Raw genomic sequence first — 24,696 nt, 5'->3', positions numbered from 1 at the left:
AGCCGTTACTTTTCCCGATACTGCAAAATAATGGTTGACTGGCTGGACTCCCTGGCTTGAATCGGAAAGTATGAAACCAGGGAGCTGGTAAACTTGTCGGCATTGTCAATGTTAAAAATCCCACTCACTCGCACTTCAGCCGCCTTGGCACCCCTGAGTTCGTATTTCTTTTTCCTGTAGCGATTCATCTCATTGATCGCATCGGGGAGAGGCGTATCGCTAAAGATGATTTTGCCCATCTTCCAGGCTTCCAGATTCACCAGATCGACTTTCTTCACATCAGACAGTTGATCTGACTCGACCCGGATTTGTTGCCCTGCCACCAATTGCATTTCGGGCCCGTCTGGCGCCTGGGCCAGATTGACCTTGACCCTTCCCTCGATCAATTTAACTGTTGCCGCCGGGCCATCAAGGCGAATATCAAATGCTGTACCTAGCGCTGTCACTTCACCGGTTCCGGCTCTGACGACAAAGGGACGGGTGTTGTCGTGAGCCACTTGGAAATAGGCCTGGCCCTGCTCCAGAGTCAGTTGGCGCACGGTGTCTCTAAAGTTGACAGCCACGCGAGAGTTGGTATCCAGTATCAGAATGGAGCCATCTTCCAGCCCAATGTTTTTTTGTTTTCCAACCGATGTCTCGTAGATTATGGGATACGGAGACGACTGCTCCATGAAATTCATCAGCAGCCCCACCGCGACCACCAGCATCACTGTAGCGGCCATCGCCCATGGCCCGGTCCACAATCGTTGGGGCAGGGTCTGGGGGGATTGAACGTGGCTACGCATCGCCTGGCTGCAGGCATTTTTGATATAGGCATCCTGATCCACACCCTGGGGTCCCAGCCACGCCGAACTGACTGCAGCAAAGGCTTCTTCATTGATCTTTGATTCGTTGATCCAGTTATCAAAGCGCTTTCGCTCATGCAGCGAGATATCGCGCTCCTGAATAACGGAAAACCACTTGGCGGCATCCTCCAGTGCATTTGTTGGAAGCCTGCCGCTGTGCTGGCCTGAATGATTGGTCATTACTGTGTCTCCATGGCCGACGCGACATGCGCGATAGCCTTAATCATGTGCTTACTGACACCACTCACCGTGATGTTGCAATGCTCAGCAATTTGCGCGTAAGTCATATTTTCAAATCTGTGAAGTAAAAATACATTTCTGGTATTGGGGCTCAGCCCCTCCAGCGCCTGTTGAAATCGCTTTAGCTCTCGTTTGGCTTCCAGTTCCCTCAATGGCGTAATATTGGATTCAACCTCAATTTTTTCGATCTCATCACCTACGTTGATAGGTAGCCCGGTGGACGGTTGTCTGCGGAATTTGTCTCTCAAAATATTCAGTGCCGTTCGAAACAGGAATGCCTGTGGATGCTTGACCGATGAGGTGTCCGACATTCTCGACATTTTGAGGTAGGTCTCCTGTGAGACATCCTGAGCTTCCTCCCGGTCTACTGAGTGACGGGAGATGTAGTGCAACAGCTTCTCGTGGTACTCCGCATACAATGCCTCCACAAACTGGCGATTGCGTTTTTGCGTACGCGTATCGCTCGCGTTTAAGCCACAGGATTCTTGCGTGGACTGTTTCATCTGGATGATTCCAAAAACCTTTATGGGGTTCCTCTCACAATAATAGACGCAACTCCCTCGAACTAAGTCACCACCTCAGCAATTCTTATTTTACATATAAAACGACATAATCATTCTTTTTTGGAATATGATGATTTGGTGGTGACTTGTTCCTCCCCTTTGCCGTCTATCTCTCAGACACCCTGCCCTAACGTCTCATGAGGTGATGAATGATCGAAACCCTGGCCGGCTTTTACTCTCGCAGCAATGCGCAGACCACCCCTTTGAGTTCCTCTGATGTGATCGCCTTAGAAATGCGCAAGCGCAAGTGGTCTGTGTTTCTTGCCATTACCTTTGGCTACGGTTTTTACTACGTCTGCCGGCTGAGTTTCAGTGTTGCCAAGAAAAGTATGGCCGATGAAGGCATATTTGATGCAACCGAAATGGGGCTCATCGGTTCCGCCCTGTTTATCGCCTACGCGTTTGGGAAGCTCGCTAACGGCATATTGGCCGACAGAGTCAATGTACGAAAATTTATGGCCACCGGCTTATTTGTCTCAGCAGCAATCAATTTGATGCTTGGTCACACGGTGAATTTCCTGTTCTTCTTCCTGCTGTGGGGGCTTAACGGCTGGTTTCAGTCCTTCGGTGCCCCCTCTAGCGTGGTCTCTATTACCCACTGGTTTGGCGGTAAGGAGCGAGGAAGCTTCTACGGCATGTGGAGCACCAGTCATAACATCGGCGAAGCCATAACCTTCGTGGCGATTGCAGTCATCATTACGGCCTTCGGTTGGCAATCGGGATTTTACCTGGCCGGAATCCTGGGTATCGCCATGAGTATCGTCATCTGGAAGTTCCTCTATGAGCGCCCAGAGGTCTATGGCTTGCCGCGGGTGTACAATGACCAGAGCAGCGAAGAGCAAACCAAGTCTGTGGGCCAAAAACAATGGGATGTGATTCGAAACCCTGCCGTATGGATTCTGGCCCTGGCCAGCGCGTTTTTTTATGTCACCCGTTACGCAGTGAACAGTTGGGGGATTTTTTTCCTCGAAGCCGAAAAAGGTTATACAACCGTTGAAGCCAGCTCCATCGTGTCCATTAATGCGATTCTGGGCATTCTCGGGACGTTTTTCTCAGGCATCATTTCAGACCGATTCTTCCGTGGCCGCCGCAATGTACCCGCTCTTATCTTCGGCACGCTCTACGCCTTGTCGATTGCCTGGTTTGTTCTCGGGCCCGCCAACACCTATTCCGACAGCCTGGCCATGGCGCTGTTTGGTTTATCTCTGGGCGTACTACTCGTCTATCTGGGCGGTTTAATGGCGGTTGACATTTGCTCCAAAGACGCTGCCGGTACCGCCTTGGGTATTATCGGGGTTGCCAGTTATCTTGGCGCCGCTATTCAGGACATCCTCAGTGGATACATGATCGAAAGCAGCAAGCAGATAATCGGCGGAGCTGCCGTCTATGACTTTAGCTCCGCCTCCATACTTTGGATCGGCTCGGCACTGATCTCGGTGGTCCTGACTCTCTTGGTCTGGAAGGTACGCCCGAAAGACTGACACTTCTGAAATCAACATCCGGAAACGCCCTGAATGAATGCAGTAGACTTTAGCAGAAGCCCCCACCGCCGACTTAATCTGCTCACCGGAGAATGGCTGCTGGTGTCACCTCACCGGGCATTGCGCCCCTGGCAGGGACAGACCGAAAACATCGGCGGCGATGGACGGCCTGAATACGACAGTACCTGCTATCTCTGCCCGGGCAACCAACGAGCAGGGGGAGAGAAGAACGACACCTACGACAGCACCTTCGTTTTTACCAACGATTACTCCGCGCTGCTGGAGCACACGCCCGTGGTCGAGACCTGTGAAGAAAACCTTTTAAAATCTGTATCCGAGCCTGGAATCTGCCGTGTTATTTGTTTCTCTCCCCGTCACGATTTGACCATTGCCCAGATGGAAGTTGCAGAAATTCGCGGGGTTGTGGACCTTTGGCATGATCAATTTAAGGAGCTCAGCGAAAAACCCGAGATAAATTATGTTCAGATTTTCGAGAACAAGGGAGCTGCCATGGGATGCAGCAATCCCCATCCCCATGGTCAAATTTGGGCCCAGCACCACATTCCGACCGAGCCGGGTAAAGAACTGGCGCAGATGCAGCGGTATTATTCCAGACATGGCCGAACACTATTGCAGGACTATCTGGCGGTGGAACTGCGACAGCAAAAACGGATTGTTTGCCGCAACGAGAGCTTCGTTGCTCTGGTTCCCTATTGGGCCACCTGGCCATTTGAACTTCTGATTCTTGCAACCAACCACCATCCCAACCTGTTGACTTTATCGAATCAGGAAAGAACCGATCTTGCTGCAATCATTGGTGAAGTCACGGTAAAGTACGACAATTTGTTCCATACCGAGTTTCCATACTCCGCGGGTCTGCACCAGGCTCCGACAGACTTGGCGGATCATCCCGAGTGGGACCTGCATATGCATTTCTATCCTCCGCTACTGCGCTCGGCAAGCGTCAAGAAATTTATGGTGGGTTACGAGTTGTTGTGTGGACCACAACGAGACATTACACCCGAGTCCAGCGCGGAGTTATTAAGGAATCTCTCCAGTGTTCACTACACCTTGGAAGAACAGTCAGAGATCGGCTAGAGACTACATGGACAGGTTCAATCCAAGAAAGAATGACCGGCCGAATTCTATTTCGGCCCCCAGACCCGCTTCCGCTTCCGCCAATACCCGGTCGTTGTCGGTTATGTTCCTGGCCTCGAAATACATACTGATACTGTTCGAAAGCGTGTATCGGGCATGTATGTCCCACTGTGTGTAATCGAGCCACTCTCTGTTCAAATGCGGTTCGTCGGGAAAGAAAACATGAGTATATTCACCTTGGTATGCGTATATCAGTCGGCATTCAAACCGGTTTTTCCAGTTGTAGAACAGAGTCGCATTTGCCAGCCGCTCAGACTGTTCAATCAATCTGTCCAGTGATCGTCGAGTTCCTGAACTGTCCAAGTAGTCCAGTGTTCCCCGCATCAGAGTCAGATTGCCACTAAAACCCAAACCGGACAGTGGTCGCGGCAGGAAATCCAGGCGGTTCTTGATGATATTTAGCTCGACGCCGCTAAGCCTGGAGTCTGTTGTATTGTCTGGCTGTATCACTACCGTGCCGTTTTCAAGCTTGGGAACTCTGAAAATATTATCGCTGATATCTTTATGAAATACCCCAATCGACATAAATCCGTCATCCAGATGATAGTCCAGCGTTAAATCATAGTTGTCCACTCGACTGGGATTGACGTCCGGGTCAGCACGATTGATCGAGCCATCAAGGTTGGTTGTCTCGGGTGAGGCCGCATCGCCCGGTGCGGGTCTGCCCAATGTACGGCTATAGGCCGCTCTCAGCGTCGTGTTTTCCGAAACTTCGTAGAACAGTGATACCGACGGCAGCCAATTGGCGTATTTGCCGTCGCCACTTTTTTGCCCAATAACACCATTGTTCAGCACCGGGTTTCTGGTATCGACATCCACGTGCTCAAAGCGAGCCCCTGCGGCCATCCGGTAGTGATCACCCGAGAAAGTCAGCATCATATAGGCGGAAATCAGATCTTCCTGATAGTCGAAGTCTTCCAGCGCCGATTGCCACTGGCTCTCCGCCTCCATCAATTCGAACCCCTGTTGTTGCCGAAGACGTTCAAAATCTATAAAGAGGTAGGGTTCCGAGCGGTTTTGCGGTACAAAGTGGACGTCGGTAGTGAGGCCCGACAGAGTCAATGCCGGGTGAGTCATTATGCTGGCGGTGTTGTCGCGCTGGCGAGCCAGTCTGCGCCACTCACCCCCCATTTTGTAGCCGGTGCCGCGACCTTCAATGCCAATATTGTTGTGCAAATCCAGCCGCAGGGCCCAGATGGATTCTTCCGACTGTCTTTGTCTGAATGCATACTCCTTGAGTGAATAATTATCCGGATCCACAAAATATTGAGGATTATCCAGCTGATAGGTGGCGATAAAGGACGAGCTGTCATAATCCAGACCCAATTCGGTCGTCCTTGGAGTTTCGAAAATGACACTGGGGTCTGTGTCTTGAAAATCCGCAAAGGAATATCCCATATTGACTTCCAGATGTGATGATTGGTTTAACATCCACTGGGAAAACAGACTGATTCCATAATTTCTCTGATTGAGAGGAAAAAAATCGAAGGTTACCCGCCCCAGTGCCGATCCGTACCGCCCCCGCGCTATGGACTGCTCCTGCAGATCTTCGAAATCGGTCAACGTATGACCGTTACGCGTCTCTTCCTGAGATTGCTTAAAGTAATAGCCAGACAGGTAACCGAAGAAATCTTCACTCGGAAAGTACTCAAGCTTAAGGTGTCCGCCGTATCGCTCCAGCCGGTTGGTATAAATCAGCCATCGATATTCGTTGGGAGAAACCTGCCCGTTCCATTCGGGGGACTCTGGCCCAGTGACGCGTTGACCATTGACATCGAAGTAATTCGCCCCTTCCTGAACGGTCTTTGATTCGTCACGTTGTTTAATATTGTATGTCAGTACTGCGCTAAGCCCCCAATGTTGGTCGCCGCCGAAAAGTCGACTACCCAGAATGTTGATGTTTCCGCCCAGCGGATGATCTTTGCTGGACCCCAAACTGTTGTCGTTGGGAATATCGTCGTAAGAGTGGTAGGAAAGAGAACTGTCGAGCGTCAGAAAGGGGCCATCGTTATCAAAGGCACTGCGAGTGACCAGATTCAGACTGCTCCCTATCGCTCCCGGATCCATATCGGAGGAAAAGGTTTTAGTCGCTTCCAATCGTTTGACGGCGACGGATGGAATAGCTTCCAGCCCGATGGAGCGCCCCTCCTCACCAAATCCGTCGATGGTGGCAATAGGTAAACCATCAATCGTCACCGTATTGTGTTCTGACCGGATACCGCGGGCAACCACGAACCTGCCTTCATCTTCATCGAAGATGGCACCAACACCGGACAGTCGCCTGAAGGAATCCGCGATATTAAAATCGGGAAACTTACCCATCTCGTCCTGAAACATAAACTCCGCAATAGAATAGGAGTCTCTGCGGTGGGCAATAGCGTATTGATTCTGGAGCCCATAACCGGTGACCAATACCTCGTCAATAACTTCTTGCGGCACCGTCGCTTCGCTGTTGTATTCACTGTCGGCAAATGGCAGCTCCGTAATAAGATACACAGAGGCGTTGCTGGATTCGAAACCCAGGCCGGTATTCAGAAGAAGAATTGCGAGCGCCTCTTCCAATAAATAACGGCCTGAGACCTCGTTAGACAATTTGTCTTTAACCAGATTCGAATGATAGATCAGGTCAATATTGGTTTGGATTGCAAAGTTGACAAGCGCTGATTCCAGCTGCTGTTGGGGCAATTGATAGCTTTTTCTCAACTCCTGATTGGCGGCATAGCCATTGACCGTCAGCAACACCAGCATTAGCAGCGCATAGGGGCCGATATTGTGTTTAATTATTAGTATATTTTTCATTATTCCGAAATACTGCTAACGCCCACTGGAACAGACTCCTGCAAATTCAAGCATCTCCTGTTCGGCTATCAAACCCACAACTCCTGCAACGCAGAAAATGGTTTACAGCGTCATGATAGCAAATCTTCGGTCGAACATTATCGCATTTGCTCCGACAACTCGATCAGATCCAATAGCTCCACTCTCAGTAGGGTCAATCGATCTCCTGTGACCGGCAGTACAAGGCCGATTCACCGGCAGCCAACGCCAGATGATAAAGTGTGCTTGCGGGGGCAGAGTGATCTATGACTTTATTTTGCGCGTCCAGTCTGTCTATATAGGAGCCCGGCGTCGGCACCTTCAGATAGTGGTGCAAAAGCAATTCAATCGCTTCGGCAGCTCGACTCTCGTATCGGCTGTGTCCCTCCCCGGCCAGGGCGATATTGGCTTTGATCAGCTCTGTCATTGGCCAACATCGCTTGGACGCGGTTATTACCTGCCCCTCGGGACTGACTTGGTCCCATAGCAGCCCCGAATTCGGATCCGTCCCCAACTCCAGAGCCCTCTCATAGAGCGCTTCTGTGTACCGGACCACAGGGGTATTGGCGTATTCGTTGTATCTGCACAACAGCCATACCCACTCCAGCATGTGGCCGGGCTCGACAAGGTAGTGACCGTTAATGGTTATCGGATTCCAATGGGCATCGAAGTATTCCAACAACACCTCGTTGTTGTCATCGTAGAACCGGGTTTCGAACAGGTTAAAGACTTCCCCGGCTCGGGCCAGCCATTTCGACGACCCTGTGGCTTCATATAGCGCGATAAAGGCTTCGAACAGGTGCATGTGGGGGTTTTGGCGACGAATGATGACTTCAGTCTGCTTGTCTTCCCATCCACCCCGATCGCCTTTGAAGTTATGATCCAGGTGCCGCATCAGGAGTTCTGCGCGCTGCAACGCCTGTTTATCCCCTAACGCCCGGAATCGCCAGGCATAGGCCAGCAAAAAAAATGCAAGATCATAGGTATCCTGCCTGCCTTCCGCAATTGAGTTATTGGCTTCCAATCGATGTACGTAACCCTGGGAAAACTCGGGGTGGCGAGCGGATGCGTCAAGATAGGCTTCCAAACCGGTGATCAAATTGCCGGCACCTGACAACCAATCCATTTGTGTGGCGTAGGCGAGAACGAACATTTGACGCGCGGTCACTCTGGTGCGCTTATCCGACTTCAGATCTGCCGAGCCGTCAAAGGACAAACGCTCCACCGCGCCCTGGTTGCCTTGATGCATACCCCTGGTCGTCCATAAAGGCAGGGCTGAATGTCTCATCCAATGTTCAAACCGACGACTGGAGCTTAGCAGTGTCTGACAGACCATATACGTGCCTCAAGTGATGGTATAGCGGGTGTGAATTCACTCTATAGGACGTAAAAAATGGGATTTAAGTCACCATCCATTGGCAATTTTTTAGAGAATAGGAAAGGACACGCCCTAAATCCATGGGTGATGGTCCCAGGGCGAAAAATCCTGCTTGTTGAAAACAGCCCTCAGGGGCTATTCAGCAACCCAGGTCAGTTATCACTCTTGCAATACGCCCAGTCATCGCCGTCGACTTCGATTGACACATCAAGGCATTGGTGCTCTTCAACGGGTCGGTCAGCGCTTTCTTTGCGCTGTTCACCCCTGAGCGCCATAGCAACAACCGCCGCCGAAACTTGTTTATCAACTCCAGTATCCGATCTTACTTGCATGACATTTCTCCCTGAGACCAGGTGTTGGAAGCCTTTGAATATTCAGTGCTATTAACATCAATTCAGTACTATACCCACATAACATCAGGATTTTTTGTCTTTATTGATTGTTACGCCATTTTTTATACTTGGCAAGCCACATTTCTCCGAATTTTATAAAGCAGGCTATTTTCCGAAAAGATCGCTGATAAACCCGGGAGCTTGCTCCAGCATAAAGGCCTTAAATGCGCTGATGATTGGGTTAACGGATTTACCCTCCAGGTGCAGCACATACCAGGTGCGCAGAATCGGCATGTCTCTGACATTTAAAATAGCGATATTACCGGTTTGATACTCCAAGCCGATGGTATGCTTCGAAATCAGCGCCAAACCCATGCCAGCCATGACTGCCTGTTTGATGGATTCATTGCTGGGCACCTCTTGCAGCACCGGCACCTCAATACCGTTTTCTGCGAAGAAGTGCTCCATCAGCATACGGGTGCCCGATCCGGCCTCCCTGGCCAAAAAGGTCTCCCCCGCCAACTTTTGAGCAGAGAAGCGCCTTTTGCCCACCAAAGGGTAATCCGGCGCTGCAATGATAACGTAGGGATGCTCGGCAAAGGCCTCCGCCACGACACCCAAACGTGAGGGTGGGCGACCCATAATGGCGAGATCAATTTGATTGTTTTCCAGCTTTTCAATCACGGTTTGGCGATTGGCTATGGTGAAATCGATCTCTATGTCCGGGTTCAGCTCGCAGAAACGTGCCACCAACTTAGGCGCAAAATAGCGCGAAGTGGTTACCATAGCCACCTTGATTTTTCCGTGTCGTGCGCCCTTGAGTGCATCGAGCTCCTCACCGGCCTCCCGTAACGTCTGAGTGACCTGTTTAACGTAGGGATAGAGTATCTCACCGGCTCGGGTGACCCGCTGATTGCGGCCACTCTTTTCAAACAGCTCCAGGCCCACGCCTTCAGCCAGCCGGCTCATCTGCATGGACACCGCCGGTTGCGACAAATGCAGGATTTCCGCCGCACGGGCAAAACTTTGCTGTTCTACCGCGATGGCGAAAATTTTCAGTTGCTTGAGAGACGCATGACGAAGGGGATCTTTCATAAGAAGCTCTGTGATTACCCGGCTGTTAATCGGTGGTTGGACTTGGATCTCAACACTTAAGTTATTGTTATGTATTTGTGATTGTATGTAAATCTTTCTTATCTAATAATCTCGCCATACCAGACCTCAACCACTGTTTCTCACTCAAGGGATAAACACCATGCAGCAATCCACCTCCGAACCTACGGTCATTCTTGGCGTGATCGGTGCCGACTGCCATGCCGTCGGTAACAAGATCATTATGAGTGTGCTCAGTCAGTTGTCGTTTCAGGTTATCAATCTGGGGGTTATGGTCAGTCAGGACGAGTTTATCGACGCCGCCATTGAACACAATGCTGAGGCGATTTTGGTGTCGTCTATTTATGGGCACGGTGAAATCGATTGCGCCGGACTGCGAGAGAGATGCATGGAACGAGGCTTGGCGGAGATTATCTTGTATGTGGGTGGCAATCTGGTGATTGGCAAGCGCCCCTTTGCCGAAGTGCAACGTCTGTTTGCCGGCATGGGTTACGACCGCGTTTTTCAACCCGGCATTGATTTGCATGACGTGGCGAAGTTGCTGCGGATGGACATTCATCAGCGACGCCAGCCGCAGTGGAATCAATGGCTGGTGGCCGGTCATCGGGAACATGGCGTGTTGGATATGGCGGCAAGGGCGTAGGCAGGGCAGGCATTATCGTGGAACTGAATAACCAGAGACTCTCCGAACGGGAGTTTGAACAGGAACGTCGGCAAGTATTGCAGTCCTGGCCCACCGGTAAAGAGGTGGATTTTTCCGAAGGTGTGAAATTTCAGCACGCCCTGCCCGACAGCAAGCGGTTTTCATCAGTACTCCGTCAGGCGGACCAATCAGGGAAAACCCTGTTGCAGCCGCGAGCGGGTGTGGCGTTATTGCATGAGCAAATCGCCTTGCTGCAGCACCTGGAGTCTTCCTGCGATTTGCTGCCCACCACCATCGATGCCTATACCCGCTTGAATCGCTACGACGAAGCGGGTAGCGGCATCACCAAATCCCTGCAGGCAGGCTCATCATTGCTAAACGGTTTTCCTGCGGTTAACCACGGCCCCAAGGGCTGTCGCCAAGTGGTTAACGCCCTCAACAAACCGGTACAGGTTCGTCACGGGACGCCGGATGCGCGACTGCTGAGTGAGATTACCCTGGCAGCAGGCTATACCAGTTATGAGGGCGGGGGCATTTCTTACAATATCCCCTACGCCAAACGGGTTCGACTGGAATCTTCCATTCGCCACTGGCAATACTGTGATCGTCTGGTGGGGAAATACGAGGAAGAAGGTATTCGCATCAATCGAGAACCCTTCGGCCCTCTCTCCGGCACCCTGGTGCCGCCATTCGTTTCTCATTGCATCATGCTGATTGAAGGGTTGCTGGCTCTGGAGCAAGGCGTCAAATGCATCACCCTTGGCTATGGTCAAGGTGGCAACCTTATTCAGGATGTTGCCGCCATTAAATCGCTGCGGGAACTGGGTGATGAAGTCTTCCAGGCGGCGGGATTTAACGACTACGAGTTGAGTACCGTGTTTCACCAGTGGATGGGCGGATTCCCGCAAGAGGAATCCAAGGCCTACTCGGTCATCTGCTGGGGTGCCACCGCTGCCGCCATTGCCGGAGCCACAAAAATAATTGTGAAGACGCCTCACGAAGCTTGTGGCGTTCCCACCAAGGAGGCCAACACCCATGGTCTTGAAGCCACACGGCAGACCATCAATATGGTACACGAACAGCATTTCCCCACTACTGAGGCTATGGAGCGGGAAGTGGAAATCATCAAGCGGGAGGTTCGCGCTGTGCTTGATCAGGTACTGAACCTCGGTAGGGGTGATATTGCTCTCGGAACGGTACGCGCCTTTGCCGCTGGCGCCCTGGATATTCCCTTTGCTCCGGCGGACTGCAACGCCGGTGTTCTGATGCCCGTACGCGATAACGACGGCGCCATTCGGTTACTGGATCCTGGTTCTGTTCCGCTTCCCGATGATGTACTGACCTTCCATCGCGACAAAATCGCCGAACGGGCTCGGCAAGAGAAACGGGAAGCGTCGTTTCATATGGTGGTCGATGACGTTAACGCCGTTTCCCGCAGTACTCTGATCGGCCGTCCGCAGAGACGAAACACTGTTTCCCCGATACATGGTCTTTGATAAATCCGAGGTTACCCCCCCATGAAGATTGTTCAGGCACTGTTTGTCAGTGGCTACTCGGCCTTCTATTTTGACGATCAGCACGCGATTAAACAGGGTGCTCAGCTGGACGGATTCGTCTATCGTGGCGACGCCCACACCCAGGGCTTTCAAGCCATTCGCCAGGCGGGCGAGTGCGTCTCCATCCTTCTGCAACTGGACGACGGCAGCGTTGCCGTGGGGGACTGCGCCGCCGTACAGTATTCCGGTGCCGGTGGAAGAGACCCACTATTTACCGCTCAAAACTATATCCCCTTTCTGCAGAAGTACCTCAGGCCTTTGCTGGAGGGCTTGAATGTTGACGCCTTTGTGCCCAATGCGCGCTTTTTTGACAATCTCAAAATTGAAGGTCAGCCGCTACACACGGCCATTCGTTATGGTGTGTCCCAAGCGCTGCTGGAGGCCACCGCCCTGGCAAAGCGTCAGCTAAAGGCAGCGGTGCTGTGCCAGGAGTATAAGCTGCCCAGAATCCCACAACCGGTACCGATGTTTGGCCAGAGCGGCGATGATCGTTACCTGGGTGCCGACAAAATGATTTTGAAAAAAGTCGATGTCTTGCCCCACGGCCTGATCAATAGTCCCTCAAAGCTTGGTCGTCACGGTGAAAAGTTGCGGGATTATGTACAGTGGCTAACTGAACGAATCGGGCAATTGGGCAACGACGGCCGTCAGGACTACCCCAATTACCAACCCGACTTGCACCTTGATGTTTACGGCACGCTGGGACTGGTATTTGATCATGACCACAAACGAGTGGCGGAGTACATCGCTGAATTGCAGGATTTGACCGGCGACTTGAAGCTCTACATTGAAGGACCCGTCGATGCTGGCGGAAAACTCGAACAAATGGAGGCTATGGCCGGGATCAAGGAACACCTGAATGCCATCAGCTCCCCGGCCAAACTTGTGGCTGACGAATGGTGCAATACCTTGCAAGACATCAGGGACTTCGCCGATGCTGATTGCTGCCACATGGTTCAGATAAAAACGCCGGATCTCGGCAGCATTCATAATGTGGTGGAAGCCATTGGCTACTGCCAGCAGAATACCGTTGAAGCCTATCAGGGAGGTACCTGCAACGAAACCGATCTATCCGCCAGAACTTGCGTACACGTGGCACTGGCCGCGCGACCCGAACGCCTGCTGATCAAGCCCGGAATGGGTTTTGACGAAGGCATGAACGTTGTAAACAATGAAATGCAGCGCGCCATTGCTCAGTTTGCCGCCTCCACACCTTTATTCCCTTCCATTGAACACCAGAATCCGGGGCACTTTCATGCTCACTGAACAGAACACTGGCACAGCGACCTCCGGCCCTTTCAGCGGATTATTGGTGGTGACTCTGGAACAAGCCGTCGCCGCCCCTCTTTGTTCCTGCCGACTGGCCGAAGGCGGTGCCCGAGTCATTAAGATCGAGCGCAGAGAAGGCGATTTTGCCAGAAGCTACGACGATGCCGCCAAGGGCGAATCGTCCTACTTTGTTTGGGCTAACCACAGCAAGGAATCACTGTGTCTTGACATCAAGAATCCGCAAGACGCAGACTTGCTGCAGCGCATAGTCTCCCAAGCCGATGTATTTATCCAGAACCTTGCGCCGGGGGCGGCCGAGCGAGCCGGATTTGGCTCCACAGCGCTGAGGCAACGCCATCCACGGCTGATTACCTGCGATATAAGCGGCTATGGTGAAAGTGGCCGCTACCGCGATATGAAAGCCTATGATTTTCTGGTCCAGTGCGAAACCGGACTGGTTGCCGTGAGTGGCTCACCCCATGCCTACGGACGCATTGGTGTATCACTCTGCGACATAGGTGCCGGTATGAATGCCCTGATCGGTATCCAGCAGGCACTGCTGCAACGGGAAAAAACCGGTCGTGGGACAGGGGTAAAGATTTCATTGTTCGACACCGCCGCCGACTGGATGACCGTACCGCTGTTACACACCCAATACGGCAAAGGCGCCCCTAAACGGGTCGGCATGCACCACCCCTCAATTGCGCCCTATGGCGGCTATAGAACCGCCGACGGGGAGACCCTGGCCATATCCATTCAAAATGAACGGGAATGGGTCCGCTTCTGCGAACGGGTACTGTTACAGCCCGAATTGGCGACGGACGCGCACTTTCGCGATAACAATACCAGGGTGAAGCATCGCATTGAGCTCGATACCTTTATCAAGGCGGTGTTTTCTTCACATTCCCGGAGCGCTATGGAATCCCTGCTGCGCGAAGCCGATATTGCCTTTGGTGCGGTCAACACGCCCGATGGGGTTATTCGACACCCGCAATTAAAACGCCGCAGAGTCACACTCCCCGAAGGTGGTTCCGTCAACCTTGTCGCCTCGCCAGTACAGTTTAGCGACAAAGTTGATGCACAACCCCGGGATGGAGGAAACTGTGCAAGAGTCCCCAAAGTAGGAGAACACTCTCGAAAGATCCGCAGAGAGTTTAGCGCTTCCGTCGCCACCGAAACTGTAGAATGAGAGGAAACAGTGACTGACAAAATTGACAGCCCTCCTGCGGCAAGCTGGCACTCTGTTCTATTTATACCTGCCAACAATCGACGATTTGTGACCACTGCCCACACCCGTTCGGCGGGAGCCATTATTTTGGACCTCGAAGACAGTATTGCCCCGCGTCAAAAAGATGAAACCAGGGCGTCTGTAGCTCGTAGCATCGAACTTCTCAACGACGCCAATATGGAAGTGATCGTGCGCCTGAACCGGGAGCTGGAACTTTGTCTATTGGACCTGGAGGCGGTCATGGTTCCCGGCATCAGAGCCGTATGTATCCCTAAGGTCATGGGCGCCGATCACCTTCGACTGTTGGATGAAGTCATCACGCGTTGGGAACTCAAGCGCAAACTCCCCGCCGGCAGCGTCGGCATCTTGCCCCTGGTAGAGACCATGACCGGATTGAAACAGACGGAATCCATTTGCCTGGCCTCCCCCCGAAATATAGCGATGGCCTTGGGCAGTGAAGATCTTGCCTTGGATGGCGGCTTCGAGCCCACCCCTGAAAACCTTTTCTCCCCCTGCCAGAACCTTGTATTTGCGGCCCGGTCAGCAGGACTGCCCGCCTACGGATTTCCAGGCAGCATCGCCAATATTGATCAAACGGAGTCCTTTCGAACGCAAATTCAACAGGCAAAATCCATGGGGTTTGCCGGAGCCTTTTGCATTCATCCCAGGCAGATCGAAATCGTTAATGATGTTTTTCAGCCCACAGCAGAGCAACTGCGCTGCGCCCTGGAGCTGGTCAGTAGATTTGAAAACCTTGACAATCAACACCTTGGGGTATTTGAATATAAGGGTCAAATGATCGATCTGCCCGTTGTGGAACGGGCAAGGCGGCTACTGCAAAAGCGTTAGCCGCCAGCGCGGTCAGTTGTCGGCTGGTATAAAGTGTTCCTCTGTTGCGGTAAACGCCCCACACAGGAACGGATGGTCTGCTGCATTAGCCGTGGTGATACCTCCTGGCCATGAACAGCCCCGGCCGCTCGTGTGATGCTCTCGTTCATCAGGGTTCCCCCAAGATCATTGGCACCTGCCTCCAGGCAGGCTTTGGCGCCTTGCAATCCCATTTTCACCCAACTCGTCTGAATATTGGTGATGAGGGGATTAAGCACCAAGCGCGCTACGGCGTGGACTAGCAGCGTCTCTTCGAAGGTGGGGCCCGGTCGACAACGGCTCTTCAGGTAAAGGGGCGTTTGTTCGCTGACGAATGGCAGAGGTACAAATTCTGTGAAACCGCCGCTGCGCTCCTGTAGATCCCTTATCGCCAACAGATGCCGGGCCCAGTGTTTATACTGATCGATATGCCCGAACATAATGGTCGCCGTGGTCGGCAGCCCCACCTTATGAGCCTTCCCCATCACCTGAAGCCATTGTTCAGTGTTGATCTTGTCCGGGCACAATTGCTGCCGCACCTCATCCGCCAGAATTTCCGCCGCCGTACCGGGCATGGAATTCAACCCTGCTGACTTAAGCTCGCAGAGAAAGGGCTCCAATTCCAGACTCAAGGTTTTTGCGCCCTGCCACACTTCAAGTGGGGAAAACGCGTGGATATGGACGTTCGAACTGGCACGTCTGGCTGCAGCCAGAATGTCCAGATAAGTCTGTCCGGTGAACTCGGGGTGTATGCCCCCTTGCAGGCAAACCTCTGTCGCCCCTCGCTGACAGGCTTCACGAACGCGCTCTTCGATGCTAGACAGCTCCAGTTGATAGGGTCGTCCGCGCAGGTTTTCACTGAGTTTGCCTTTAGAGAAGGCACAGAATTGACATTTAAAGTAACAGATATTGGTGTAGTTGATATTGCGATTTACGACATAAGTGATGGTGTTACCGCAATGGCGCTCGCGCAATTTATCAGCCTGGCGACACAGGTATTCCAGGTCTTCTCCACGGCAGGAAAAGAGAAACGCAATCTCTTCTTCATCCAACCGCATTCCGGCGCACGCTCGTTTAACAGCATCCTCCACTCTGGGCTCCACCCTGGCGTGTAGCCAGAGCGGCACCCGGTTGGTCAGCGCCGGAGGCGAAGAGGTTCCGGGCAGCCAGTTATCTGAGCGAGCCAGTCCCTGCCCATCAAGCAGACGCAACACGCTTGGCTGCAATGCTGAGTCCAGCCACTTGGTTGCATTGAGTGCGTATTCCGGATAGATGGTCAATCGTTCACGCAATTGTTTACCGGCACGGGCTGTCAGTGCGGCCAATCGCTGAATCCCGGGCCACGGAGCCTCCGGGTTGACATAGTCCGGCGTCACCGGGGAGATCCCACCCCAATCGTTGATGCCTGCGTCAAGTAAGGGCTGGCACAGTCCCTCATTCAGATTGGGGGGTACCTGAATGTTCATATCGGCACCAAATATTAACCGGCACATCGCCAGCGTCCACTGCAGATCTTCCAGATCCGGTTCCGGAGCCGTCGACATGCGTGTATCCGGCTTGGCCCGAAAATTCTGAATAATGATTTCCTGCAAGTGTCCGTATTGCCGATGCAACTGTCTCAGTTGCAAGAGAGACTCTACTCGTTCCTGGCGTGTTTCTCCGATTCCGATAAGAAGTCCGGTCGTCAGTGGGACGCGAAGCTGCCCTGCCTGTTCAATGGTTTTCAATCTTACCTTTGGATGTTTATCCGGAGAGCCGTAGTGAACCCCACCTTTTTCGCATAATCTTTCGCTGGCCGATTCCAGCATGATGCCCATAGAGGCGGATACCCTGCGAAGCTTCGCCAGTTCCTCGATCGTCAGTGTTCCGGCATTAATATGCGGTAGCAGGCCGGTGTCTCGCAGAATCGTCTCGGCTGTGCTGGCCAGGTAGTCCACAGTGGTTTCAAAGCCATGTCGTCGCAACCATTGTTTCGCACTGCGATAACGTTTTTCTGGCTTTTCACCCAGCGTCAGCAGCACCTCTTTGCAGCCTTGGCTTTGGGCGTCGTGCACCCGCTTCATCACCTCCTCTACCCCCAGGTACGGCGATGGGACCTGTTTTGGCGGTTGAGCAAATGTGCAGTAATGGCAGTGATTGCGGCACAGTTGAGTCAAGGGAATAAACACCTTGCGCGAATAGGTGATACGCTTGCCGTACTTGCCGTCTCTTAGTCGCCGGGCAGCTGCCATCAAATTCTGAGTTGAACATGACTCCGCCAGTTGCCTGGCGTCGGTGGTGGTAAGCTGAGCACCTTCACCAACAATATTCAGCAGGTGATCGTGTCGAGAGGACATAACTGAGGTCTCGAAGTCTTATGAGTTGTTAATCCTGGTCGAATTTCATCAGCCAGACGAGGTAGCAGCGCACGCGTATGCCTGCCCAGACTGTAAGAAGCACAATCGAACAAGGCAATGATATCGTCGATCCCATCCACATCCTGGGCCAGGGCATCGATGTTCATCACTTTACATTCCAACTCCAGCGCATGAGCCACGGCCACATGACGATGGCAACTGTCGGAACCGTAGGCAAACCGGAACTTGCTGGGCAATGGACAAAAGACCGCATTGGTGCCGAGGCCATGCTTATCAGTGGCAATGACCATACCCTTACCCTTTTGCAGCAGAATTTGCTCCAAAAAACTCGACAGGGCATGATCCGAAATACGTGGCAGATCACCGTGCACAACCACCAATCCATCGTATTGACGGTGTCGCAGTTGATGCATGGCTGACTGCAATGCCCTGGACAAGCCTCTCTCATCATCCGGCTGCCTCAAGAATTGAGCGCCCATCCTATCGGCCAGGGCCATATTCAATTCATCTTGGGATATCACCCAGGAGTCTGTGATTGCCGGGTGACAATTCAGTACAGAAAGAACGTCGAGACTCATGGCGCGAAACAACTTCTGTCGCCAGGGCGGACTGAGCTGCGGAGACAATCGCGACTTTGCCTGATCTTGTCGGTTTAGAGGCACCACGGCCGCCAGGTGCAGGGGACGGTTGAACATCAATCCATGCCCGTGATGCGAATACCTGAGTGACATTTGTGGTGTTTGTTGATAAATATCAACAAAGACGTCATAGCCTCCGCGGCGGCAGCATTGGCGATACCTCCCGCTTCGATGCCTTTCAAACCGACATCATTGGCCAATGTGACCACCGCCGCCCGCGCGGCGGGGTCATCACCACAGACCAGCACATCGCATTTATGGCGATCGTCCGCCGTCAATCCCCGGTGTAAATGCACCGCAGCAACGTTTTGAAAGGCCGACACCACACGGGTACCCTTTCCCAATAGATTCTGGGCAATCTGCCCGGCCGCCCCCTCCTCCGGCAGTTGCACTTTGGTGACCGCAGGGGGGTTCAAGGGTACTGTGACGTCCACGAGAATTTTCCCTTGCAGGGCATCGCGAAGGGATTCCAGCGTACTGCGATGGTGGCTAAAGGGTACCGTCAGCACCGCAATATCAGCTTGGCGCGCGGCATCGGCATTGACCTCAGCGAAGAGATTATCAGCAAGTGAACTGTCCCCAAGCTCTTCCAGAATATTGCTTCTCACCAGTTGCGCTTTTTCCAGGGAACGAGAGCCGATAATCACTCGGTAACCCGACATCAACCACTGCTTTACAAGACCTGAACCCAGATCTCCCGATCCACCTATGACACCAAGCTTTGGCCTGACAGATTCGACTGCTGACATGAATAACTATCTTCCTGTTGTGGATTTATATTCGATTCGTCATCAGTTTGCGGATTTTCCCTGCAGCCGACCAGACCTGCGGGCTTGCATTGGGTATTCGCAGAGGCCAAAAAGAAATTATTGGAGGCGGGCTAACGTCTTGAGTCTGAAAAGGCAGGAGCCCGCCATTCTCGGCGCCACTGCCATGGGCTTGCCTGTAAACCAAACGCTGAATCAGGGCACGCCAGTAAAGCGCGGGCTTCCACAGCAATTTTACCATCGACTTGAATGCAGACGGTAAGTTCCTGCCATACATCCCCGTAACTGTCGACATGGCGCTTAATTACTTCGCCCCAAAGATGAATACGGTCACCGGCACAAAGGTTTTGCTTCATTCTGATTCGAAGCCGTCCCAGGCGACACGTCTCTTCGCTCACATCCCCTAGATACCGCTCCAGAATGGCCTGCAGACTCGGTGTATTCAAGAAAATATCCCGCGCTTTGCTATTGTTGCGTGCAAAGTCCCGGTCGTGGTGCATGGGCCTCCAGTCACGGGTGGCAATAGCAGAGGCAACCACGGTGGATGTCGTAATCTGCTCGATGAGTTCCGGCAGACGAGTGCCTGTTGGTGTGTGTCGAGTCAGTTTCATTTCTGATAACCAAATGCACGATAGGTCTCGGTGCCAACGTGCTCTCCAGATTGATTGCGGTAAACCACATCGATATCCCAAAAACGCCCGGTCCCCAACCGTGTTGTCTTCAGCTCGCTGATAGAACGTATGATCTCGACGCTGTCCACTAGATCCCCTATACGCAATGGTTTGGCAATTTCCAGCTCACTATCCACAATAACCGCGTCTTGCAGACCCAGTTCACGTTTGAGATAGAAGTGAGACTGCAGCGCCCACTGGGGCTCATCGGCGTCCGGTCGCCACATATCGGGGCGCCCCCAGACCGAAACCATGGCTGCAGGTGCCGGTGCACTTTCCCGTGGGGCACCGGAAGTATCTCGCCAAAACAATGTCGAGCCGTTACGAGCGGCCGCGCAGTAACTTTTGATACTGGTATCGTTAACAACACAACCGCTGTGACTGGCCCACAGGGGCACTCCTATCTTCTCCTGGACGTCATCCGGGATCGCAATCATGAGCAATTCACCTAGCAATAAAGTAGCTGTAGCCGGTACACCAGAACAACAGCCTCATTATTGACTGACTGCATCTGAATCTCTGTCGTTACCAGGGTGCCCTTGCTGTGCTTTTGAACACTAACAGTGCGTTCACGGGCTCGAAGCCGCTCATTAACGATCATCGGTGACAAAAACCGCAAGGTTTCTCCGCCATAGTTCAGAACCCGCTGATGGCCTGCAATAACCAGATTGGCGGGCGGGCGGACCCTGGGCAGTAAACACAACAGTAAAAAGCCCTGGGCAATGGTTGCCCCAAAAGGACTCTCGCGCGCCGCTCGTTCGACGTCCACGTGAATCCACTGGTGATCTCCGCTGAGCGCTGCAAACTGATCGATCATCTCCTGGGTGACCGTCAGCTCGCCGGAGTACTCTCCCCAGGCTCTGCCAACAAATTGGTTGAGGCCGTCAATGTCCCGAAAGTCCACTTCCGGGATGACATTTGATGTTTCTCTGATAGTCACAACATCTCTCCAAGTTAATCAAAGAAAAATGGGCATTCTGTAGCGGCGGGATACTGAAGCCGATAGTAACCCGAAAAGCAATTCTGAATAAGAGAGACCTCAACCGCTGTGGGCACGCAGATATCAATCTGGCCTGCAGGCATACGCGTGCTACCGAAATATCCCGTTCAGAAATCGTATTCTGTCTTCAGTTACTAACTTCTGAAGGTAAATAGCTATGAGTACAATGGATTCATCGAATCAATACACCTGCATCGAACTGCACTATAGTGACAATATGGCCGTTGTGACATTGAATCGTCCGGATCGTCTCAACGCCTATACGCCAACCATGGGGAACGAACTGGTGGACGTCTTCCGGCGTTGCGAACGGGACGATGAAATCAAAGCCATTGTCGTTACCGGTAGCGGTCGCGCATTCTGCTCGGGCGCCGATAGTGCCTGTCTGCAACGGCTTCGCCAGCCCGCTAACGAGTTTCAGTCCGGGAACGAACCACTCATCGGTACAGAGGAATTTCTGACCGGCTTTTGCTCAGAGTTGTACCACTACCCCAAACCTACCATCGCGGCTATTAACGGTATCGCTGTCGGCATCGGCGTTACCATGACGCTGCCTTTTGACATCAGGCTGGCATCGCGTTCGTCGCTGTTGAAACTGCCGTTCCGGGAGATAGGTGTAATGCCCGGACTAGGCAGCACCATGTTACTGCCCGGCCTGGTAGGTGTCGCCCGCGCCAAGTCTTTGTTTTGGCGCGGCGCAAGCATCACGCCCAAAGAGGCCGAGTCGATGGGTCTCGTTGAAAAGGTTTTTGGGGATGACAATTTTCTTCAATCGGTTATCGGGTTCTGCAGAGAACTGCTACCAGCGGATACCGAATTCACCGCCTCGGTCAAGCGAGCTATAAACGCGGGCGCCTTGGACGGCACAATAGAAAACGCCCACGCACTGGAACAGAAATTCGCGCAGATTCTACTTCAACGGCGGGCGACAAGCTGACATTCACTCGCTGTCGATTGAGTCGCTTTTGAAATTCGATTTCACGCCATCGTTAAAAGGATAGGGCTGCTCCAGCATCCCCAATGGACCGAATTGCCCCCGAAACAGCAATGGAAAATGATCATCAATACTGGCCATATCCCAGCCGTCTTGGCGCGTAGCCGTTTTACCGTAGCCAGGGTGTTGCAACAACGCTATCCGTTCTCCGCCAGTGCCAAACACCTGACCACTAACGTAGTCGGCAGAATCACTGGCCAGCCAGCAAACAAAGGGGCCATTCGCCGCTGGATCAAAGTACGGCATATCCCCCGCATTTTTATAGGTGTCGGACATATCGGTTGTCGCCAGCGGAGAAATGGCATTAACGCGAATGCCTTTCGAGGCCAACTCCATCGCCCAAGTGTAGGTCATAGAAGCAATGGCGCCTTTAGCAGCAGCATAGTTGGTTTGACCAAAACTGCCGAAATGCGCTGCGGAGGTGGTATTGATTATCACACCCCCTTGCCCCTGCTTCACCATAGCTCTGGCGGCTGCCTGGCTGCACCAGAAGGTTCCCATTACGTGTACCTTCCAAACCAGCTCAAATTCCTCATCGGTCATTTTAAGCAAAGTACGGTCGCGAACGATACCGGCGTTATTAATAAGTATATCAACGCGTCCGAAGGTTTTGATGGCGCGTTCAACCAGTGCTTCACATCCGGCTCGCTGGCTGATGTCGTGGTGACTGGACAATACATCACCTCCGGCCTGCCTGAGCGCTTCTACAACCGACAAGGCGGATTCTCGATTGAGATCATTGACGACCACCTTGGCACCCTGCTCGATCAGTTGTTTACAGTGACCAGCCCCTACTCCCTTTCCCGCACCGGTAACTATGGCTACTTTACCTTGAAGTATATTCACTCAGATCCCCTCGTTTATTGTCTTGCATGAATAGATTCTAGTGGCGTTGCCTCATGAGCTTCAATCCGGCAGACGCAGGTGGAAACAGATGAATCAATTCTGTCCGCAAAGCCTGCTTCTGGCTTTCAAATCGACAGTATCGATCGGCTAGCATGGGGTTTTATCCTTCAGGAGCTTATTGTGTCCAGTACCGATCCTATTCAATACATTTCCTTTGTTGCCCTTATGGTCAGCGATATCGACATCTCCCGTCGTTTTTATATCGAAGCCCTGGGGTTCGAGCCCATTTCCCACCTTGTCGTCACCGGCCGTTCTCCCACGGCCGTCGAGCTCGGGCTGGACGAGCTGCGTACCGAGGGGCTGTTTCTGCAACGTGATGGCATGCGCATTCAGTTGCAGCAGCAGGATCGACCGCCACACTGTCGACTGCCCGAAATACGCAAACAACTGGGCTTGAGCCACTTTGGCATACGCGTCGAAAACCTCGATGCCGCCCTGGATAGAGTTCGAGCGTTTGGAGGCAATGTTCCTGAGGGCCATAGGCACAAGAACGAACAGTATCAATCCCAGGTCGCTCGAATCGAAGACCCCGATGGCGTGCGTATGGAGCTGCTACAGATGCCCGGTGACCCAACCAACATGCCGGGTAATCCCATTCATTCATAAGGAGCCAGACTTTGTCCTCCAGTACCTCACCCACTCTGCCCCTTGAGGGTATTCGAGTCCTGGACTGCTCACTGTTAGCACCGGGTGCCGCTGCCATGTACCTGGCTGATCTGGGCGCTGAAGTTATCAAAATTGAACCACCCGGTGGTGACTATGTACGGGAGCTGACCTGGCCCATCATCGAAGGAGCTTCGTTGATGCACCATCAGGTGTCACGGGGCAAGAAGAGTATTGAACTGGATCTGCGCCAGCACGCCGGCAAAAAAGTATTTGAAGACCTGGTCCGGCAAAGCGACGTTGTCATTGAAGCCATGCGACCGGGTGCCCTCGAACGACGCGGCCTGGGCTACAAGCAGCTAATCAAAATCAAACCGGAATTGGTTTTCTGTTGTTTGTCTGGCTATGGAATGAGCGGTCCCTACCAGAATTTGCCGGCCCATGGCCTCGCGTTTGACAGTTGGGCCGGCCTGGTACAACCGCAGATCGATGCGGACGGTTTTTGCTACATTCCAGAGCACCCTTCCGTGGGCATGCACGCAGGTCCACTTATGGCCGCCATGTCGATCTGTGCCGCCTTGCTGCGGGCCAGGCAACAGGGTCAGGGGGCCATGATCGATATCGCCCAGGCCGACTCCGCCGCCTTCTTTGACTGGCTGCGTTCCGGCACCTGGAAGGCCTACCAACGCCCCGAATCAGAAGTCACCGGCAACGCCAGCGATAACTTTGAGCGCCGTGCGCCGGGTACCGCCGGAATGCAAAACGGCGTGCGCTATCAGTATTACCAGACCAGCGATGGACACATTCTGTTTATGGCATCCGAACAGGAGTTCTGGCGAAACTTCTGCAATGGCGTCGGTCATCCCGAATGGTTTGAACGCTGGCCCGGCAACCGCTATGGCGACCATGCCGTGGGTAACCGAGAGCTGCAGGCACTGCTGCGCGACGAATTTCAGCAACGCAGCACGAAGGCGTGGATGCAGTTCGCCGTGGAACACAACACCGCCATTGCACCGGTAAATACTCCGAAAACGCTTGATAACGATCCACACTTTCACCAACGTCTGCCCTGGATGACTGCCGCAACGCACGTTGCGGATTTACTGCCTCTGCCCACCAAGTTCGTAGATGAAAACTGGCCCGAGCCCGGTAACGCTCCAAGCAGCGGCGAACACAATCGTTACATATTAACCGACATCCTCGGATACGAAGCGGATAAAATCGAACAGTTGCTGACGAATAGAGCTGTCAGCTGACAATTAAAGGAGAC

Annotated in this window: 23 protein-coding genes; 10 read left to right on the top strand and 13 right to left on the bottom strand. The window is 52.9% G+C overall.

Annotated features, from left to right (window positions below; all coding sequences use genetic code 11):
* Window positions 1-5 precede the first annotated feature (5 nt).
* Both HBA55_RS21350 and HBA55_RS21345 read right to left on the bottom strand, forming a co-directional pair.
* Window positions 6-1,025: a FecR family protein gene (locus tag HBA55_RS21350; protein ID WP_166995666.1), complete on the bottom strand. Its 1,020-nt coding sequence runs from the start codon at window positions 1,023-1,025 to the stop codon at window positions 6-8.
* Entirely contained in the window at window positions 1,025-1,588 is a 564-nt protein-coding gene (locus HBA55_RS21345) for an RNA polymerase sigma factor (RefSeq protein ID WP_166995664.1), read from the bottom strand. The genes HBA55_RS21350 and HBA55_RS21345 overlap by 1 nt, the downstream gene beginning before the upstream one ends.
* 209 nt (window positions 1,589-1,797) lie before the next feature.
* Between HBA55_RS21345 and HBA55_RS21340 the strand changes: the two genes are divergently transcribed.
* Window positions 1,798-3,129 carry an MFS transporter gene (locus tag HBA55_RS21340; protein WP_166995662.1) on the top strand — a complete coding sequence of 444 codons (1,332 nt, stop codon included), beginning with the start codon at window positions 1,798-1,800 and terminating at the stop codon, window positions 3,127-3,129.
* A 33-nt stretch (window positions 3,130-3,162) separates the two neighbouring features.
* Window positions 3,163-4,227, top strand: coding sequence for a UDP-glucose--hexose-1-phosphate uridylyltransferase (locus HBA55_RS21335; protein WP_166995660.1), 1,065 nt, complete (start codon window positions 3,163-3,165; stop codon window positions 4,225-4,227).
* Between the two features lie 3 nt (window positions 4,228-4,230).
* On the opposite strand, the gene HBA55_RS21330 is transcribed toward HBA55_RS21335, so the two are convergent.
* From HBA55_RS21330 to HBA55_RS21315, 4 genes are all read right to left on the bottom strand, one after another.
* On the bottom strand, window positions 4,231-7,086 hold the full coding sequence (locus tag HBA55_RS21330) for a TonB-dependent receptor (protein WP_166995659.1): 2,856 nt from the start codon (window positions 7,084-7,086) through the stop codon (window positions 4,231-4,233).
* A 193-nt stretch (window positions 7,087-7,279) separates the two neighbouring features.
* Window positions 7,280-8,353: an AGE family epimerase/isomerase gene (locus tag HBA55_RS21325; protein ID WP_166995657.1), complete on the bottom strand. Its 1,074-nt coding sequence runs from the start codon at window positions 8,351-8,353 to the stop codon at window positions 7,280-7,282.
* Window positions 8,354-8,634: 281 nt separating this feature from the next.
* Window positions 8,635-8,814 (bottom strand): hypothetical protein, encoded by a 180-nt coding sequence (locus HBA55_RS21320; protein WP_166995655.1) that lies wholly within the window; start codon window positions 8,812-8,814, stop codon window positions 8,635-8,637.
* A gap of 165 nt (window positions 8,815-8,979) precedes the next feature.
* The gene (locus HBA55_RS21315; RefSeq protein ID WP_166995653.1) at window positions 8,980-9,909 is read right to left on the bottom strand and encodes a LysR family transcriptional regulator; all 930 of its coding nucleotides are present in this window, start codon (window positions 9,907-9,909) and stop codon (window positions 8,980-8,982) included.
* Between the two features lie 160 nt (window positions 9,910-10,069).
* Between HBA55_RS21315 and glmS the strand changes: the two genes are divergently transcribed.
* From glmS to HBA55_RS21290, 5 genes are read left to right on the top strand one after another with little or no spacing between them, the layout of a single operon-like run.
* Window positions 10,070-10,570, top strand: coding sequence for a methylaspartate mutase subunit S (gene glmS, locus HBA55_RS21310; protein ID WP_166995651.1), 501 nt, complete (start codon window positions 10,070-10,072; stop codon window positions 10,568-10,570).
* A gap of 17 nt (window positions 10,571-10,587) precedes the next feature.
* Window positions 10,588-12,066 carry a methylaspartate mutase subunit E gene (locus HBA55_RS21305; RefSeq protein ID WP_166995649.1) on the top strand — a complete coding sequence of 493 codons (1,479 nt, stop codon included), beginning with the start codon at window positions 10,588-10,590 and terminating at the stop codon, window positions 12,064-12,066.
* 21 nt (window positions 12,067-12,087) lie between these two features.
* Window positions 12,088-13,392: a methylaspartate ammonia-lyase gene (locus tag HBA55_RS21300; protein WP_166995647.1), complete on the top strand. Its 1,305-nt coding sequence runs from the start codon at window positions 12,088-12,090 to the stop codon at window positions 13,390-13,392.
* Entirely contained in the window at window positions 13,382-14,584 is a 1,203-nt protein-coding gene (locus HBA55_RS21295; RefSeq protein ID WP_166995645.1) for a CaiB/BaiF CoA transferase family protein, read from the top strand. The genes HBA55_RS21300 and HBA55_RS21295 overlap by 11 nt, the downstream gene beginning before the upstream one ends.
* Before the next feature lie 9 nt (window positions 14,585-14,593).
* Window positions 14,594-15,472: an aldolase/citrate lyase family protein gene (locus HBA55_RS21290; protein ID WP_166995643.1), complete on the top strand. Its 879-nt coding sequence runs from the start codon at window positions 14,594-14,596 to the stop codon at window positions 15,470-15,472.
* Here HBA55_RS21290 and cofH read toward each other — a convergent pair.
* From cofH to HBA55_RS21260, 6 genes are all read right to left on the bottom strand, one after another.
* Window positions 15,469-17,826 (bottom strand): 5-amino-6-(D-ribitylamino)uracil--L-tyrosine 4-hydroxyphenyl transferase CofH, encoded by a 2,358-nt coding sequence (gene cofH, locus HBA55_RS21285; protein WP_166995641.1) that lies wholly within the window; start codon window positions 17,824-17,826, stop codon window positions 15,469-15,471. The two genes, HBA55_RS21290 and cofH, sit on opposite strands and share 4 nt — an antisense overlap.
* Entirely contained in the window at window positions 17,799-18,542 is a 744-nt protein-coding gene (gene cofC / locus HBA55_RS21280) for a 2-phospho-L-lactate guanylyltransferase (RefSeq protein WP_166995635.1), read from the bottom strand. The genes cofH and cofC overlap by 28 nt, the downstream gene beginning before the upstream one ends.
* Window positions 18,542-19,234 (bottom strand): NADPH-dependent F420 reductase, encoded by a 693-nt coding sequence (gene npdG / locus HBA55_RS21275; protein ID WP_166995633.1) that lies wholly within the window; start codon window positions 19,232-19,234, stop codon window positions 18,542-18,544. Before npdG ends, cofC begins: the two co-directional genes overlap by 1 nt.
* Before the next feature lie 131 nt (window positions 19,235-19,365).
* The gene (locus HBA55_RS21270; RefSeq protein ID WP_166995631.1) at window positions 19,366-19,863 is read right to left on the bottom strand and encodes a hotdog family protein; all 498 of its coding nucleotides are present in this window, start codon (window positions 19,861-19,863) and stop codon (window positions 19,366-19,368) included.
* Window positions 19,860-20,360 carry an FAS1-like dehydratase domain-containing protein gene (locus HBA55_RS21265; protein ID WP_166995629.1) on the bottom strand — a complete coding sequence of 167 codons (501 nt, stop codon included), beginning with the start codon at window positions 20,358-20,360 and terminating at the stop codon, window positions 19,860-19,862. The genes HBA55_RS21270 and HBA55_RS21265 overlap by 4 nt, the downstream gene beginning before the upstream one ends.
* An 11-nt stretch (window positions 20,361-20,371) precedes the next feature.
* The gene (locus tag HBA55_RS21260; RefSeq protein WP_166995627.1) at window positions 20,372-20,863 is read right to left on the bottom strand and encodes a MaoC/PaaZ C-terminal domain-containing protein; all 492 of its coding nucleotides are present in this window, start codon (window positions 20,861-20,863) and stop codon (window positions 20,372-20,374) included.
* A gap of 217 nt (window positions 20,864-21,080) precedes the next feature.
* Between HBA55_RS21260 and HBA55_RS21255 the strand changes: the two genes are divergently transcribed.
* Window positions 21,081-21,860, top strand: a complete 780-nt coding sequence (locus HBA55_RS21255; protein WP_166995625.1) for an enoyl-CoA hydratase/isomerase family protein — start codon at window positions 21,081-21,083, stop codon at window positions 21,858-21,860.
* Between the two features lie 3 nt (window positions 21,861-21,863).
* Here the strand turns inward: HBA55_RS21255 and HBA55_RS21250 are convergent, their stop codons facing one another.
* Window positions 21,864-22,763 (bottom strand): SDR family NAD(P)-dependent oxidoreductase, encoded by a 900-nt coding sequence (locus HBA55_RS21250; protein WP_166995623.1) that lies wholly within the window; start codon window positions 22,761-22,763, stop codon window positions 21,864-21,866.
* Window positions 22,764-22,943: 180 nt separating this feature from the next.
* Here HBA55_RS21250 and HBA55_RS21245 point away from each other — a divergent pair, with 180 nt between their 5' ends.
* Complete coding sequence (locus tag HBA55_RS21245; RefSeq protein ID WP_166995621.1) at window positions 22,944-23,429, top strand: VOC family protein; 486 nt, start codon at window positions 22,944-22,946, stop codon at window positions 23,427-23,429.
* 11 nt (window positions 23,430-23,440) lie between these two features.
* The gene (locus tag HBA55_RS21240; RefSeq protein ID WP_166995619.1) at window positions 23,441-24,682 is read left to right on the top strand and encodes a CaiB/BaiF CoA transferase family protein; all 1,242 of its coding nucleotides are present in this window, start codon (window positions 23,441-23,443) and stop codon (window positions 24,680-24,682) included.
* Window positions 24,683-24,696: the final 14 nt, after the last annotated feature.

Source organism: Pseudomaricurvus alkylphenolicus (assembly GCF_011683955.1).
Taxonomy (GTDB): domain Bacteria; phylum Pseudomonadota; class Gammaproteobacteria; order Pseudomonadales; family Cellvibrionaceae; genus Pseudomaricurvus; species Pseudomaricurvus alkylphenolicus.
The sequence above is the reverse complement of the archived record's forward strand: the minus strand, read 5'-3'. Positions and strand labels throughout refer to the sequence as shown.

What these genes read in the sequence shown, in the direction of transcription:
- HBA55_RS21350 (WP_166995666.1), bottom strand. Translation starts at nt 1,025, where the DNA reads ATGACCAATCATTCAGGCCAGCACAGCGGCAGGCTTCCAACAAATGCA.
- HBA55_RS21345 (WP_166995664.1), bottom strand. Translation starts at nt 1,588, where the DNA reads ATGAAACAGTCCACGCAAGAATCCTGTGGCTTAAACGCGAGCGATACG.
- HBA55_RS21340 (WP_166995662.1), top strand. Translation starts at nt 1,798, where the DNA reads ATGATCGAAACCCTGGCCGGCTTTTACTCTCGCAGCAATGCGCAGACC.
- HBA55_RS21335 (WP_166995660.1), top strand. Translation starts at nt 3,163, where the DNA reads ATGAATGCAGTAGACTTTAGCAGAAGCCCCCACCGCCGACTTAATCTG.
- HBA55_RS21330 (WP_166995659.1), bottom strand. Translation starts at nt 7,086, where the DNA reads ATGAAAAATATACTAATAATTAAACACAATATCGGCCCCTATGCGCTG.
- HBA55_RS21325 (WP_166995657.1), bottom strand. Translation starts at nt 8,353, where the DNA reads ATGCATCAAGGCAACCAGGGCGCGGTGGAGCGTTTGTCCTTTGACGGC.
- HBA55_RS21320 (WP_166995655.1), bottom strand. Translation starts at nt 8,814, where the DNA reads ATGCAAGTAAGATCGGATACTGGAGTTGATAAACAAGTTTCGGCGGCG.
- HBA55_RS21315 (WP_166995653.1), bottom strand. Translation starts at nt 9,909, where the DNA reads ATGAAAGATCCCCTTCGTCATGCGTCTCTCAAGCAACTGAAAATTTTC.
- glmS (WP_166995651.1), top strand. Translation starts at nt 10,070, where the DNA reads ATGCAGCAATCCACCTCCGAACCTACGGTCATTCTTGGCGTGATCGGT.
- HBA55_RS21300 (WP_166995647.1), top strand. Translation starts at nt 12,088, where the DNA reads ATGAAGATTGTTCAGGCACTGTTTGTCAGTGGCTACTCGGCCTTCTAT.
- HBA55_RS21295 (WP_166995645.1), top strand. Translation starts at nt 13,382, where the DNA reads ATGCTCACTGAACAGAACACTGGCACAGCGACCTCCGGCCCTTTCAGC.
- cofH (WP_166995641.1), bottom strand. Translation starts at nt 17,826, where the DNA reads ATGTCCTCTCGACACGATCACCTGCTGAATATTGTTGGTGAAGGTGCT.
- cofC (WP_166995635.1), bottom strand. Translation starts at nt 18,542, where the DNA reads ATGTTCAACCGTCCCCTGCACCTGGCGGCCGTGGTGCCTCTAAACCGA.
- npdG (WP_166995633.1), bottom strand. Translation starts at nt 19,234, where the DNA reads ATGTCAGCAGTCGAATCTGTCAGGCCAAAGCTTGGTGTCATAGGTGGA.
- HBA55_RS21270 (WP_166995631.1), bottom strand. Translation starts at nt 19,863, where the DNA reads ATGAAACTGACTCGACACACACCAACAGGCACTCGTCTGCCGGAACTC.
- HBA55_RS21265 (WP_166995629.1), bottom strand. Translation starts at nt 20,360, where the DNA reads ATGATTGCGATCCCGGATGACGTCCAGGAGAAGATAGGAGTGCCCCTG.
- HBA55_RS21255 (WP_166995625.1), top strand. Translation starts at nt 21,081, where the DNA reads ATGAGTACAATGGATTCATCGAATCAATACACCTGCATCGAACTGCAC.